Annotated in this window: 12 protein-coding genes; 6 read left to right on the plus strand and 6 right to left on the minus strand. The window is 61.6% G+C overall.

Annotated elements, in window-relative coordinates; translation table 11 throughout:
* Positions 1-8: 8 nt before the first annotated feature.
* The 3 genes from AFK67_RS10420 to AFK67_RS10430 form a co-directional block, all read right to left on the minus strand.
* The gene (locus AFK67_RS10420) at positions 9-812 is read right to left on the minus strand and encodes a YdcF family protein (protein WP_007722380.1); all 804 of its coding nucleotides are present in this window, start codon (positions 810-812) and stop codon (positions 9-11) included.
* A 105-nt stretch (positions 813-917) separates the two neighbouring features.
* Positions 918-1,328: a FosA family fosfomycin resistance glutathione transferase gene (gene fos / locus AFK67_RS10425; RefSeq protein WP_038883625.1), complete on the minus strand. Its 411-nt coding sequence runs from the start codon at positions 1,326-1,328 to the stop codon at positions 918-920.
* A complete protein-coding gene (locus AFK67_RS10430) occupies positions 1,312-1,797 on the minus strand; it encodes a GNAT family N-acetyltransferase (protein ID WP_007722376.1) in 486 nt (161 codons plus the stop codon). Before AFK67_RS10430 ends, fos begins: the two co-directional genes overlap by 17 nt.
* Positions 1,798-1,986: 189 nt before the next feature.
* On the opposite strand from AFK67_RS10430, the gene AFK67_RS10435 reads away from it, so the two are divergent.
* The 5 genes from AFK67_RS10435 to AFK67_RS10455 all read left to right on the plus strand — a co-directional run bounded on the left by AFK67_RS10435 (position 1,987) and on the right by AFK67_RS10455 (position 7,338).
* Positions 1,987-2,430, plus strand: coding sequence for a MarR family winged helix-turn-helix transcriptional regulator (locus AFK67_RS10435; RefSeq protein ID WP_007722375.1), 444 nt, complete (start codon positions 1,987-1,989; stop codon positions 2,428-2,430).
* Positions 2,418-4,073, plus strand: coding sequence for an MFS transporter (locus AFK67_RS10440; RefSeq protein WP_032967227.1), 1,656 nt, complete (start codon positions 2,418-2,420; stop codon positions 4,071-4,073). The genes AFK67_RS10435 and AFK67_RS10440 overlap by 13 nt, the downstream gene beginning before the upstream one ends.
* A gap of 38 nt (positions 4,074-4,111) precedes the next feature.
* Complete coding sequence (locus AFK67_RS10445; protein WP_038883580.1) at positions 4,112-5,194, plus strand: HlyD family secretion protein; 1,083 nt, start codon at positions 4,112-4,114, stop codon at positions 5,192-5,194.
* Positions 5,194-6,582 (plus strand): efflux transporter outer membrane subunit, encoded by a 1,389-nt coding sequence (locus AFK67_RS10450; protein WP_038883577.1) that lies wholly within the window; start codon positions 5,194-5,196, stop codon positions 6,580-6,582. Before AFK67_RS10445 ends, AFK67_RS10450 begins: the two co-directional genes overlap by 1 nt.
* 99 nt (positions 6,583-6,681) lie before the next feature.
* A complete protein-coding gene (locus tag AFK67_RS10455) occupies positions 6,682-7,338 on the plus strand; it encodes an O-methyltransferase (RefSeq protein ID WP_007722367.1) in 657 nt (218 codons plus the stop codon).
* A gap of 182 nt (positions 7,339-7,520) precedes the next feature.
* Here the strand turns inward: AFK67_RS10455 and hrpA are convergent, their stop codons facing one another.
* A complete protein-coding gene (gene hrpA, locus AFK67_RS10460) occupies positions 7,521-11,423 on the minus strand; it encodes an ATP-dependent RNA helicase HrpA (protein ID WP_007723661.1) in 3,903 nt (1,300 codons plus the stop codon).
* A 206-nt stretch (positions 11,424-11,629) separates the two neighbouring features.
* Between hrpA and azoR the strand changes: the two genes are divergently transcribed.
* Entirely contained in the window at positions 11,630-12,235 is a 606-nt protein-coding gene (azoR, locus tag AFK67_RS10465; RefSeq protein ID WP_007723663.1) for an FMN-dependent NADH-azoreductase, read from the plus strand.
* A gap of 60 nt (positions 12,236-12,295) precedes the next feature.
* On the opposite strand, the gene AFK67_RS10470 is transcribed toward azoR, so the two are convergent.
* Entirely contained in the window at positions 12,296-12,616 is a 321-nt protein-coding gene (locus AFK67_RS10470; protein WP_007723666.1) for a hypothetical protein, read from the minus strand.
* Between the two features lie 79 nt (positions 12,617-12,695).
* Positions 12,696-13,016, minus strand: coding sequence for a YdbL family probable chaperone protein (locus AFK67_RS10475; protein WP_007723668.1), 321 nt, complete (start codon positions 13,014-13,016; stop codon positions 12,696-12,698).
* Between the last annotated feature and the right edge of the window lie 9 nt (positions 13,017-13,025).

The raw sequence follows: 13,025 nt of genomic DNA on the forward strand, positions 1-13,025 counted from the left end.
GGCCGCTATCATGCAAGCGAGCGATGACGTAAAAAGCTGGTGAGCTGCGGCTCATCATGAAGCGCCTGCCAGGCCTCCAGCACCTCAGGCGGGATTACCACGTCATCAATGAAGTCGCGGCCCGCCGGGCCGTAGCCGTTCGCGTCGTTGCGCAGGCGCGGGATCTCGCCCAACACCAGCGACAGGTAACGCTCCACCGGCCAGAGCCCTTCCGACGGCTCGCGAAACTGCACCGCCCGCGCGCCGTTTTCCAGCACGGGCTGTACCGCCGGGTAGCTCAGCCACTGCGGCGATGAGGCCGCGCCGCGCCAGGCGCGCGTGAAGGTGGCATGGGTGCGCCGCTGCATGGTCGGATCCTGAATCAGCACCGCCCGCGCGGGCAGTTCGCCGCGCGCCTCCAGCAGCGCACGGGTGAAGCTGGCGTTCTCGCCGCAGTTGGTGGACTTCTCTTCGACGATAAGCTGCTCCTCCGGCACTTCATGAAACTCGCGGGCAATACGGGCCAGGATCCCCGCCTCGGTAAGCCCGGTGGTGCGAAGGCGGTTATAGCGCGGGTGCTGCGCCACGGCGGCATACAGGAAGGTGGTGGAATGGCCCAGCCCACCCGTGATCAGCAGCGGCAATCCGCTCGCTTTAGCGAGCTGCGCGGCGGCATCGATGGTTGGCAACACCGCGTTACCGGCCAGCACGATAAGCTGCGCGTCGTCATTAGCGGGTACAGCCGAGAAATCGTTACGGGCAAGCCACCCGCCGATGAGGTTAACGCGTTGCAGTGTGCCTTGCGCCAGCAGAGGAAAAGGCATCATGTTCATGGTTACCTCCTTATTAAAAGCCAGTCTCAAGCCTACCGACTGACGTACACCCGCCCTACCGGAGTGCTCCTAATTCGCCTGCGCCGGGCATGTGGTGACGCTTCGCTAATCCTCAAAAAACGTCATCCCCTGGTAAGGCCGCGCGCGGCAGGCGGCCAGTCGGGTGGCGAGACTGCCGACGTGCAGCTCCAGCTGATGCCCGTCCGGGTCGAGAAAATACCAGGAGTCGCCTTCGCTGCGGTTGGTTTTCCAGGTCTGGACGCCCGCGCGGGTGAGTGTTTCCACCATGCGGGGGAAATCCGCCTCGCTGACGGTAAACGCATAATGGGTGTAATCCGCAGGCGGCGCGCCAGCGCCGTCGTCAAGCGACAGGCAGAGCCACAGGTCGCCGCAGGAGAGATACGCCCCGCCGTCCCAGACGGCATGCCGCCGCAGCCCCAGCAGCGTATGATAAAACGCGACGCTTCGCGCGACATCGCGCACCGCGAGCGTCAGATGATTAAGCCCGCTCAGCATGGCGCGCCGCATCCTGCAAATCTCGTGCGAAACAGACCGCGTCTTCCTGGCCCACGTAACGCCCGTAGTTGTCGATAATCTGGTAGCCGCGCCGCAGGTAAAACTCCACCGCGCGTGAATTGGTGCGGCGGGTTTCGAGCCAGGCCTGCTGATAGCCGAATTCACGGGCGAAGCCCTCCGCCGCGCTTAGCAACTGGCTGCCCGCGCCGGGGTTATCGGGCAGCGCAAACAGGCGTTTTATCTCGGCGATGCCGGGCCTGAGCGGACGGCACGCCACGCAGCCGACGGCCGCGCCGTCGCCGTTACGCGCCAGCAGAAACGTCGCGCCTTCAACGCGCACGTCGTCGTTGTCAAACGACTGGCGGCCCGAGCTGCCGGTGAGCGCCGCCAGCGTCTCGGAGAGCGCGGCCAGCAAAGGAATGGCGTCCGGGTGTGTCGGATCGCACGGTTCAATCAGATAATCGGGCATGTTTTCCTCTCAGTTACGCGGCATCAGATCGCATCAACAGCATAGCGCAGCGGCATTACGCGTCGCGCGAATTCAGACAACGCGCTTCGATTCATTCACGTAATTATTCAAAGATAAATTTACATTCGCTTGAATTATCAAAACAGAGGGTTCTAAACTCGTTAGAGTACTAACGATATGGACTCCCTTTTGGATACGCGTGACCTCACTTTTTCTCATCTTTTATGGATGACCGCCCACCACTGGCGGCTGGCGGTTGACCGTCGGCTGAAAAATCTTGGCATGAGCCAGGCAAGCTGGGTGGCCGTCGCCGCGATAGCCCGTCACGACACCCCGCTGTCCCAGGGCGAACTGGCTCAGCAACTGGGCGTCGAGAGCGCAACGCTGGTGCCGCTGTTGAACCGTCTGGTGACGCAGCAGCTTATTGAGCGGGTCACGCCGCCGGGCGATCGCCGCAAGCGGCTATTAGTCGCCACCGCAGAGGGCCAGGCGCTGTATGAAAAGGTGAAAGTCGAGGCGGATGGACTCCGGGAGACTATCCTCTCTACGATCCCGCCGGATGAACTGGCGGTCACGCGTCGCGTGCTGGAGCGTTTGTTGCAGGAAATCGAAAATCAGTCATGCGAACGGTAAAACAAGACCCTTACGCGCCCCGCGAGTGGGCGCCACATGAAAAACCGATGCTGCTCGGCTCGCCGTCGACGCCGCACCACCCGCCTTATAAACGCATCGCCTATGGCATTGTCGGGCTGCTGGTGTGTCTGACCGGCGCGCTCAGTAACGCGATGGTGACCGCCAATCTGCAAAATTTGCAGGGCACATTCGCCGCCTGGTCAACCGAAATCGCCTGGCTGCCGGCGGTTTATGTGATGACGAACGTCTCCATCAACCTGCTGCTGGTGAAGTTTCGCCAGCAATATGGACTGCGCGCGTTTACCGAAGGGTTTCTGGTGCTCTATGTGCTGGTGACGTTTTTTCACCTCTTCGTGAACGATCTCAACACCGCGATGATGGTCCGCGCCGCCCACGGTATGGTGGGCGCGGCGTTAAGTTCGCTCGGTATCTATTACCAGATCCAGGCGTGGCCCGCGAAGCATCGTCTGAAGGCGCTGACCATCGGCATCACCGGCTCGCAGCTTGCGATCCCCATCGCCCGCCTCTTCTCCACCGAGCTGCTGGAGCTGGACGAGTGGCGCGGGCTCTATCTCTTCGAGCTGGGGCTGGCAATGATTTCCCTCGCCTGTGTGGTGGCGCTAAAGCTGCCGCCGGGCGATCGCCGTAAAGTGTTTGAGAAGAAAGACTTTATTACGTTTTTGCTGATGGCGCCCGGCATGGCGCTGTTGTGCGGCGCGCTGTCGCTGGGGCGTCTCGACTGGTGGTTTGAGGCACCGTGGATAGGCTGGGCGCTCGGCGCATCGCTGGTGCTTATCCTGGCAGCGGTTGTGTTTGAACATAACCGCAATAACCCATTGCTTAATACCCGCTGGCTCTCCAGCGGCAGCATCCTGCGCCTCGGGCTTATCATGGTGTTGATTCGCATCGTGCTGGCGGAGCAGAACACCGGCGCTATCGGCTGGCTGCAATATGTCGGGCTCCAAAATGAGCAGATGACCCATCTGGCGCTGGCGATTCTGGCTGGCGTGGTGTGCGGCATCGTCACCAGCGCGCTCACCATCAACCCGCAGAAAACCGTCTGGCCGATTATGGTGTCGCTGGCGCTGATGATCATCGCCTCGCTGATGGACAGCCAGGCCACCAGCCAGACCCGCGCCGATCAGATGCTGATAAGCCAGTTCCTGCTCGGCTTCGGCAGCGCGTTTTTCCTGGCCCCCGCGATGCTCGCGGGCATCGGTGGCGTGATAGCCGACCCGCGCAACCTGGTGAGTTTTTCGGTGCTGTTCGGCATGAGCCAGAACCTGGGCGGGCTTATCGGCTCGGCGCTCCTCGGCACCTTCCAGACCTGGCGGGAGAAATATCACTCCAGCCTGCTGGCCGATCAGCTCTCCTCGCTAAGCCCGCTGGTGAACGAGCGGCTCGCGCAGTACAGCCAGCTTTGGGGCAATGTGCTTAACGACCCGACGCTGCTGAACGCCCAGGCGGTGCAGCAGTTGCAGACGGTCGCCACCACCGAGGCGAATATTCTGGCCTATAACGATACCTGTCTTTTAACGGCGGCGATTGCCGCCTCGACGCTGCTGTGGATTTTCTGGCGGCTTATCCGCCTGCGTCTCGCCGCGCGGCGGGCGCTGAAACAGGCGATGCAGAGCAGCCCGTAACCTGACGACTTTTTGACTGACATAATTCTGGAGTAGTGATGAGCCAACAAGGCGCCCCCACCCCCGCGTCGCCGGAAAAAAACAACCTGCGCGTGGTTTCCTTTTTCGCCGCTGGCGCCATCGGGCTGGTCGGCCTGCTGGTGATTATGTACGCCTGGCAGTTGCCGCCCTTTACTCGCCACGCGGCCTCGACCGATAACGCCTACGTGCGCGGCATGACGACGTTTATCAGCCCGCAGGTCAACGGCTACATCACCGCCGTCAACGTGCAGGATTTCGCGCACGTGAAACAGGGCGACGTGCTGATGACGATTGATGACCGCATCTATAAACAGCGGGTCCATCAGGCCCAGGCGACGCTTGCCATGCGCGAGGCGGCGCTTGCCAATAACCGCCAGCAGCGCCGCAGCGCCGAGGCGACTATCGAGCAGAATAAAGCCGCGCTCGCCAGCGCCCGCGCCCAGAGCCTGCACAACCAGGCCGATTTACGCCGTGTGAAAGCGCTGACGGAAGACGGGTCGCTGTCGGTGCGCGAGCGCGACGCCGCCATCGCCAGCGCCGCCCAGGGCAGCGCCAGCGTCGAGCAGGCCGCCGCCCAGCTTGAGGTGTCGCGTCAGAATCTGCAAAGCGTCATCGTCAACCGCGCCTCGCTGGAGGCGGATGTGGAAAACGCCCGCGCAGCGCTGGAGCTTGCCGAAATCGATCTGCAAAACACCCGCATCGTCGCCCCGCGCGACGGGCAGCTCGGCCAGATAACCGTCCGCCAGGGCGGCTACGTCACCGCCGGTACGCGACTCACCTCACTGGTGCCGCCGCAGCACTGGATCATCGCCAATCTCAAAGAGACGCAGCTTGCCGATGTGAAAACCGGGCAGCGGGTCACCTTTACCGTAGACGCGCTGAATGACGAGAAATTCGAGGGCCGCGTGCAGAGTATTTCCCCGGCGACGGGCGTCGAGTTCAGCGCCATCACGCCGGATAACGCCACCGGCAACTTTGTGAAAATCGCCCAGCGCATTCCGGTGCGCATAGAGGTGCTCGGCGACGCCGACAAACGCGCCCGTCTGCGCCCCGGCATGTCGGTGCAGGTCACGATTGACACCCACAGCGAGGAGCCGTGATGCGTCGTTCTCACGCCGTGCTGACCGCCGCCCTGCTGCTGGCGGGCTGTCATTCAGGCCGCGTCGAACAGGCGCAACCCACGCTTACGATCCCGCCCGCCTGGCGTGCCACGGTGGGGCCGTCGTCGCCGACGGAAGGTTTCTGGTGGCGTAATTTTCATGACGCTGCCCTGAACCGTTATGTTGACCAGGCGCTGCGCTATAACAGCGACGTGCTGCTGGCGCGCGAGCGGGTGAATCAGTATCAGGCGCAGGCGCAGGCCGCGCTTGGCGACCGCTTCCCGACGCTTGACGCAGGCTTCAGCGCCGGGCGCAGCCGTTCGCAGTCCGCCGCGACGGGCCTGCCGGTGTATGGCGATCTCTACAAGGGCAGCCTGAATGCGAGCTATAACGTCGATATCTGGGGCCAGTACGCCAGCGCCGCCGACGCCGCGCAGGCGAGCCTTGAGGCGCAGAAAGCCGCTGCCGCCGCCGCGAACCTGACGGTAGCGTCTCAGGTGGCGTCCGGCTATATCACGCTGCTGGCGCTCGACGAACAGCTGCGCGTGACCCGCTCGACGCTGGCGGCGCGCGAGGATGCGCTCAAACTGGCGAAGCGCCAGTATGAAACTGGCTACAGTTCACGGCTTGAGCTGGTGCAGTCGGAATCCGAACTGCGTGCCACACGTGCGCAAATTCCGCAGCTTCAGCATCAGATAACCCAGCAGGAGAACGCGCTCAGCATTCTCCTCGGTCGGAACCCCGGCGCGATTGCGCGCGGCGGCGAATTTGACGCCCTAAGCCCGCTCGCTATTCCGTCGCAGCTGCCGTCGTCGCTGTTAAACCGCCGCCCCGATATCGTGCAGGCCGAGCAGACGCTGGTGGCGAGTGATGCGCAGCTGAACGTCGCCCGCGCGCGTCTGCTGCCGGGGATCAATCTCACCGCCTCCGGGTCGCTGCAGGAAAACACGCTGCCGGAACTGCTCGCCAACCCGCTGCGGCTCTGGAGCGTGGGCGCGAGCGTGCTGGCGCCGCTGCTGAATCGTGAGGCGCTGAATGCGCAGGTCGATGTGACAACGTCACAGAAAAATCAGGCGCTTTACCGTTATGAAAGCACCGTGCGTAACGCGTTTCGGGAAGTGAACGACAGCCTCGATGCGGTAGCGCGTCTTGGCGAACAGCTTGTCGAGCTACAGGCGCAGGAGCAGGCGGCGCAGGAGACGCTACGCATCGCGCATAACCGTTACCAGAACGGCTACGCCTCTTATCTTGACGAGCTGGACGCCAGGCGCACGCTCTTCTCCACCCAGCTTAACGTGGTGCAGGTGAAAAATAATCTGCTGCTGGCGCAGGTGGATCTGTACCGCGCGCTCGGCGGCGGATGGCCCGGCGCCGTGACAGCCAATTAAAAACCATGTTATGCTGCTCATGTTACCTTTTGTTAACATAAAAATTACTTATGAATAACATGGCGTGTCTGCGCGGCACGCGTTAAGGAGAGCGGTTCTATGCAGCAGAAGTGGAGCGAGGTGGATGAGTATCTTCAGCAGGCGTTGATCGCAGAGGACCCGCTGATGGCGCAGGTGCTGGCAAACAATCACCAGGCAGGCCTGCCGCCGCATGACGTCTCACCTTTGCAGGGCCAGTTTCTGGCGCTGCTGGTGATGATGACCGGCGCGAAACGGGTGCTGGAAATCGGCACCCTCGGCGGGTACAGCACGCTGTGGCTGGCGCGCGCGTTGCCGGAGGACGGGCTGGTCGTGACGCTTGAGGCGAGTGCCGAACACGCCGAAGTCGCGGCGGCGAACCTGGCACTGGCGAGCGTGGCGCCAAAGGTGCAGCTGCGCGTTGGCCCGGCGGCGGAGAGCCTGCCGCTCTACGCTGATGAGCCGCCGTTTGATTTGATTTTTATCGACGCCGATAAGCCGAACAACCCGCTTTACCTTGAGTGGGCGCTGACGCTGTCGCGAACCGGGACGGTGATTGTCGGCGATAACGTCGTGCGCGACGGCGCCGTGACCGACCCGCACAGCGACGATCAACGCGTGCAGGGCGTGCGCACGTTTATTGAGATGCTCGGCAACCATCCGCGCCTGCGCGCCACCGCCCTGCAAACCGTCGGCAGTAAAGGCTGGGACGGATTTACCCTCGCGGTGGTGAAGTAAGTAAGATGTTTTAAGATGACGGGCGGTAAGCGTGCCGGCATGGCGGGTCGTGAGAATGTCGGCATGGCGGGTGCGCTACGCTTACCCGCCCCAGGCACATGTAGGTATTTGTATGATGGGTAAGCGCAGCGCACCCACCATCATCCCTCACCATCCATCGCCAAAACCCAACAGACGACCCACTACCCGCCGACCTGCTCCATCGCCTGCAATACGCGCTTGTCGGAGACCGGATACGGCGTGCCGAGCTGCTGGGCAAAATAGCTGACCCGCAACTCTTCTATCATCCAGCGGATCTCCTGCACGTCGTCATCGTCGCGGCGCGCGGGCGGCAGCTTGTTGAGCCACTGCTGCCACGCCTGCTGTACGGCTTCCACCTTGAGCATCTGCGCGCGATCGCGGTGCGGGTCGACGGCCATTTTCTCCAGGCGTTTTTCGATGGCGTTGAGATAACGCAGCGTGTCGCCGAGTCTCTTGTAACCGTTGCCAGTCACAAACCCGCGATACACCAGCCCGCTCATCTGGGCTTTGATGTCCGAGAGCCCGAGCGCCATCGTCATGTCCACGCGCCCTTTCAGCCGCTTGTTGATACTGAAGACCGCCGTCAGGATCTGCTCCACCTGTTTTGCGATATCCACGACGGTGTCGTTCAGCTCCGCGCGCACTTTCTCATGCAACTGCGCAAAGCCTTCTTCGGTCCACACCGGCCCGCCGTTCTCAGCGATAAGCTTATCGACGCCGCAGGAGATGCAGTCATCAATCAGATCCAGCACCTTGCCATACGGGTTGAAGTAAAGCCCGAGTTTCGCCTTGTTCGGCAGCTTCTCGTGCAGATATTTAATCGGCGACGGAATATTGAGCAACAGCAGGCGGCGCAGGCCGCGCCACATGGCGTGCTGCTGCTCCTGGGGGTTGTCGAACAGCCGGATGCCGACGCTCTCTTTCTCATCTACCAGCGCCGGAAAAGCTTTCACCTGGTAGCCGCCGCGCTTCTGCTCGTAGCGTTCAGGCAGCGCGCCGAAGCTCCAGATATGCAGGCCGCTCTGCTCGATGCCGTCATCGGCCACCGCCGAGAGCGTCTCCTGCACTTTTTCCTTGAGCCCTTCTTTCAGCGCGCTGAGATCTCTGCCCTCGCGCAGTTTGCGCCCTTTCTCATCCACCACGCGGAAGGTCATTTTCAGGTGATCGGGCACCTGTTCCACCTGCCACGCCTCGCGGTCGATGGTGACGCCGGTCATGCGACGCAGTTCGCGCTCCAGCGCGTCCAGCAGCGGCAACTCCAGCGGCGTGACGCGGCCTAAAAACGCCTCGGCGTAGTTGGGCGCGGGCACGAAATTGCGGCGCACCGGCTTCGGCAGAGATTTGATCAGCGCGATAATCAGCTCCCGGCGCATCCCCGGCACCTGCCACTCAAAGCCCGCCTCTTCCACCTGGTTTAACAGCGGCAGCGGAATATGCACCGTCACGCCGTCGGCGTCGCCGCCCGGTTCAAACTGATAGGTCAGACGCAGTTTCAGGTTGCCCTGATGCCAGAAGTTCGGGTAGTCGAGTTTGCTGACTTTCTCCGCGCCCTCTTTAATCAGCATGCTCTTTTCGAAATTGAGCAAGTCCGGGGTCTCGCGGCTCGCCGTCTTCCACCAGCTGTCGAAGTGGCGCGCGGAGATGGCCTCGTGGCTGATGCGCTGGTCGTAAAACTCGAAGAGTGTGTCGTCATCCACCAGAATGTCGCGGCGGCGCGATTTGTGTTCCAGCTCTTCCACTTCGGCGCGCAGTTTCTGGTTGTCGCGGAAAAAGGCGTGGCGTGTCTGCCAGTCGCCTTCCACCAGCGCGTGGCGGATAAACAGCTCGCGGGAGAGCGCCGGGTCAATCTGGCTGTAGTTGACGCTACGCGCCGCCACAATCGGCAGGCCATAAAGCGTGACTTTTTCGCTCGCCATCACCGCGCCCTGTGCGCGCTCCCAGTGCGGCTCGCTGTACGAGCGTTTAATGAGATGCTGCGCCACCGGCTCGATCCACTCCGGATCGATACGCGCGGCGATGCGGCCCCACAGGCGGCTGGTTTCCACCAGCTCCGCTACCATCGCCCACTTCGGCGGCTTTTTAAACAGCCCGGAGCCCGGGAAAATCGAGAAGCGGGCGTTGCGCGCGCCGGTGTACTCCTGTTTATCGGCGTCTTTCATGCCGATATGCGACAGCAGGCCGGTGAGGAGCGCGGTGTGCACCTCGCGATAACCTGCCGGTTCGCTGTTAACCGGAATGCCGAGCTCTTTCACCACCTGGCGCAGCTGGGTGTAGATATCCTGCCACTCGCGCACGCGCAGATAGTTAAGGTAATCGGTGCGGCACAGACGGCGGAACTGGTTAGAGGAGAGCGCCTTCTGCTGCTCGCCGAGGTAGTTCCACAGGTTCACGAACGCCAGGAAATCGGACTCTTTATCGTGGAAGCGGCGGTGTTTTTCATCGGACGCCTGCTGTTTATCCATCGGGCGCTCGCGCGGATCCTGAATAGAGAGCGCCGAAGTAATAATCATCGCCTCGCGCACGCAGCCGTGCTTTTGCGCCTCCAGCACCATGCGCGCGAGACGGGGGTCCACCGGCAGTTGCGAAAGCTGGCGGCCCAGCTGCGTGAGCTTATAGACCGACGCCTGCGCGTCCGTGGTAATGGCCCCGAGCTCTTCCAGCAGGCGTACGCCATCCTGAATATTGCGCTTGTCCGGCGCTTCGACAAACGGGAACGCCGCGATATCGCCCAGCCCCAGCGCGGTCATCTGCAGAATAACGGAGGCCAGGTTGGTGCGCAGGATTTCCGGGTCGGTAAATTCCGGGCGCGAGAGGAAGTCGTCTTCGGAATACAGCCGGATACAGATGCCTTCAGAGACGCGGCCGCAGCGCCCTTTTCGCTGGTTGGCGGAGGCCTGGGAGACCGGCTCAATCGGCAGGCGCTGCACTTTGGTGCGATAGCTGTAGCGGCTGATGCGCGCAGTGCCGGGGTCGATGACATATTTAATGCCCGGCACGGTCAGCGAGGTTTCCGCTACGTTCGTGGCGAGCACAATGCGCCGCCCTGAGTGCGGCTGAAAGACCCGGTTCTGCTCGCTGTTGGAGAGCCGCGCATAGAGCGGCAGCACCTCGGTATGCGGCAGGTTGAGCTTCATCAGGCCGTCGGCGGTGTCGCGAATTTCGCGCTCGCCGCTCATAAAGATGAGGATGTCGCCCGGCCCTTCGCGCCCCAGTTCGTCCACGGCGTCGAAAATCGCCTGCAGCTGATCGCGCTCGGTATCGTCAGCTTCCTCCACGATCGGGCGATAGCGCACTTCCACCGGGTAGGTACGGCCAGAGACTTCGATAATCGGCGCGTTATTAAAGTGGCGCGAGAAACGCTCAGGATCGATGGTCGCCGAGGTGATGATGATTTTCAGATCCGGGCGCTTTGGCAGCAGCTCGCGCAGGTAGCCCAGCAGGAAATCGATATTCAGGCTGCGCTCGTGCGCCTCATCGATGATGATCGTGTCGTACTGCATCAGCAGCCGATCCTGCTGGATTTCCGCCAGCAGAATACCGTCGGTCATCAGCTTGACCATCGTGTTGTCGCTGACGTGATCGCTAAAGCGCACTTTATAGCCGACGCAGCCGCCCGGCTCGGTTTGCAGCTCTTCGGCGATGCGGTTGGCAACGGTGCGTGCAGCCAGACGACGCGGCTGGGTATGCCCGATAAGCCCTTTCACCCCGCGGCCCAGCTCCATGCAGATTTTCGGCAGCTGCGTGGTTTTCCCGGAGCCGGTTTCCCCGGCCACGATAACGACCTGATGGTCGCGCACCGCGTTGAGGATATCCTGTTTCTTCTGGCTGACCGGCAGGTTTTCCGGGTAGGTGATGGCCGGACGCGCGGCTTCACGCAGCAGGACACGTCCTGCCGCTTCGTCTATCTCCTGAGAGAGCTGTTCGAAAAGCGCCTGCTGAGATTCAGTATTTTTAATCTTTTTCGCGCCATGCAGACGGCGAGCGAAGCGGCTTTTGTCGCGCAGCATCAGCGAGTCGAGGCGTGCCATAAGGGCAGAGAGCGTAATATTTTGTTTTTCCATCATTGAGTTATATGGCCAGTGTCAGGCCCGTCAAATCAAAAGGTTTCATTAAGCGTAGAGTACCACACCACGGTCAGGCGCGCCTTGTTCAAAAAATTAGAACATAGACTTCGATATATTGCGCTATCACTGCACCAAGTTTGTGAATAGAGTTGTGCTCAAGCAACGGGGGCAACCGCCCTGACAACCAAATCAAAAAGGAACATTCTATGAGCAAAGTACTCGTTCTGAAGTCCAGTATTCTGGCAGGTTACTCCCAGTCCAACCAGCTTTCCGACTACTTAACAGACCAGTGGCGTGAAAAGCACAGCGCAGATGAAATCACCGTGCGCGATCTGGCCGCGAACCCGGTACCGGTGCTGGATGGTGAACTGGTGGGTGCCCTGCGTCCGTCAGACGCGCCGCTGACCCCGCGTCAGCAGGAAGCGCTGGCGCTCTCTGATGAACTGATTGCCGAGCTGAATGCGCACGATGTGATTGTTATTGCGGCGCCGATGTACAATTTCAACATCCCGACCCAGCTGAAAAACTACTTTGACCTGGTAGCCCGCGCTGGCGTGACGTTCCGCTACACCGAAAAAGGCCCGGAAGGTCTGGTGAACGGCAAACGCGTTATCGTGCTGACCAGCCGCGGCGGTATTCATAAAGACACCCCGACCGACCTGGTGACCCCGTATCTCTCCCTGTTCCTGGGCTTTATCGGTATGACCGACGTGAAATTCGTGTTCGCCGAAGGCATCGCGTACGGCCCGGAAATGGCCACCAAAGCGCAGAGCGATGCGAAAGCCGCTATCGACGCGCTGATCGCGGCGTAAGAGACGCCAGCGACAAAAAACCGCCCTCCGGGGCGGTTTTTTTATGGGCGAACGGCAGCGTTACGCCACCACCCATGGGGTTTCGTCGAGCGCGAAACAGAGCGTGTTGTCGCGGACATAATAGGGAATGGTGTAGGTGCGCGGATCGTGCATGTTGCGGTCGCAGCACGGCTCGAAGTAATGCACCAGGCAGCGGAAAGTAAACGTGCTGTCTGTCACCTCGGTTATCTCAAACGACTCTGGCTGATACGCGTAGCGGATATCGTCCGGATGTTCGGACATCACCAGCGTTTTAAACAGACCGGCGTTGGCGCGCAGGGTGTCTGCGATAGCGGACAAGGACGGCGCGCCGTCCAGCGGCAGAGTATAGTCAGTGGACATAAGGTTTCTCCTGTAAGAACGCGCCCCGAGCGTGACACAGGGGCGCGCGTTCGTCTGTTACCCGTGGGGGGTAGCGGCGCTATTTTTTCATCCAGCGGCCATTAATGCCGCGCACATATTCCCCGGTTTTACTGCGCTCCACCAGCTTCTGGCCCGCCATTTGCGCCACCGTATCGACCGGCAGACCGTTTTGGCGCGCCACTTCCCGGTAGCTTTCAGCGCGCGCCTGATTGATGCGCGCCACAAGCGCCGTGGTGTCGGCATCCTGCGCCCGCGGCGCGAGATAGCCGCTCAGCGTTTCGCCCACGCGCCCCTGGCCGCGGGCCTCTTCCAGCGTCAGCGCGACGCTGACGGGGCTTGCCAGCAGCAAGGCCAGCGTTAACAGCAGCAGGCGTTTCATCGTCTCGCC

The sequence above is a fragment of the Cronobacter dublinensis subsp. dublinensis LMG 23823 genome, assembly GCF_001277235.1.
Taxonomy (GTDB): Bacteria; Pseudomonadota; Gammaproteobacteria; order Enterobacterales; family Enterobacteriaceae; genus Cronobacter; species Cronobacter dublinensis.

Excerpts from the sequence above, each read along its gene's own strand:
- AFK67_RS10420 (WP_007722380.1), bottom strand. The coding sequence starts at position 812 with ATGAACATGATGCCTTTTCCTCTGCTGGCGCAAGGCACACTGCAACGC.
- fos (WP_038883625.1), bottom strand. The coding sequence starts at position 1,328 with ATGCTGAGCGGGCTTAATCATCTGACGCTCGCGGTGCGCGATGTCGCG.
- AFK67_RS10430 (WP_007722376.1), bottom strand. The coding sequence starts at position 1,797 with ATGCCCGATTATCTGATTGAACCGTGCGATCCGACACACCCGGACGCC.
- AFK67_RS10440 (WP_032967227.1), top strand. The coding sequence starts at position 2,418 with ATGCGAACGGTAAAACAAGACCCTTACGCGCCCCGCGAGTGGGCGCCA.
- AFK67_RS10445 (WP_038883580.1), top strand. The coding sequence starts at position 4,112 with ATGAGCCAACAAGGCGCCCCCACCCCCGCGTCGCCGGAAAAAAACAAC.
- AFK67_RS10450 (WP_038883577.1), top strand. The coding sequence starts at position 5,194 with ATGCGTCGTTCTCACGCCGTGCTGACCGCCGCCCTGCTGCTGGCGGGC.
- AFK67_RS10455 (WP_007722367.1), top strand. The coding sequence starts at position 6,682 with ATGCAGCAGAAGTGGAGCGAGGTGGATGAGTATCTTCAGCAGGCGTTG.
- hrpA (WP_007723661.1), bottom strand. The coding sequence starts at position 11,423 with ATGATGGAAAAACAAAATATTACGCTCTCTGCCCTTATGGCACGCCTC.
- azoR (WP_007723663.1), top strand. The coding sequence starts at position 11,630 with ATGAGCAAAGTACTCGTTCTGAAGTCCAGTATTCTGGCAGGTTACTCC.
- AFK67_RS10470 (WP_007723666.1), bottom strand. The coding sequence starts at position 12,616 with ATGTCCACTGACTATACTCTGCCGCTGGACGGCGCGCCGTCCTTGTCC.
- AFK67_RS10475 (WP_007723668.1), bottom strand. The coding sequence starts at position 13,016 with ATGAAACGCCTGCTGCTGTTAACGCTGGCCTTGCTGCTGGCAAGCCCC.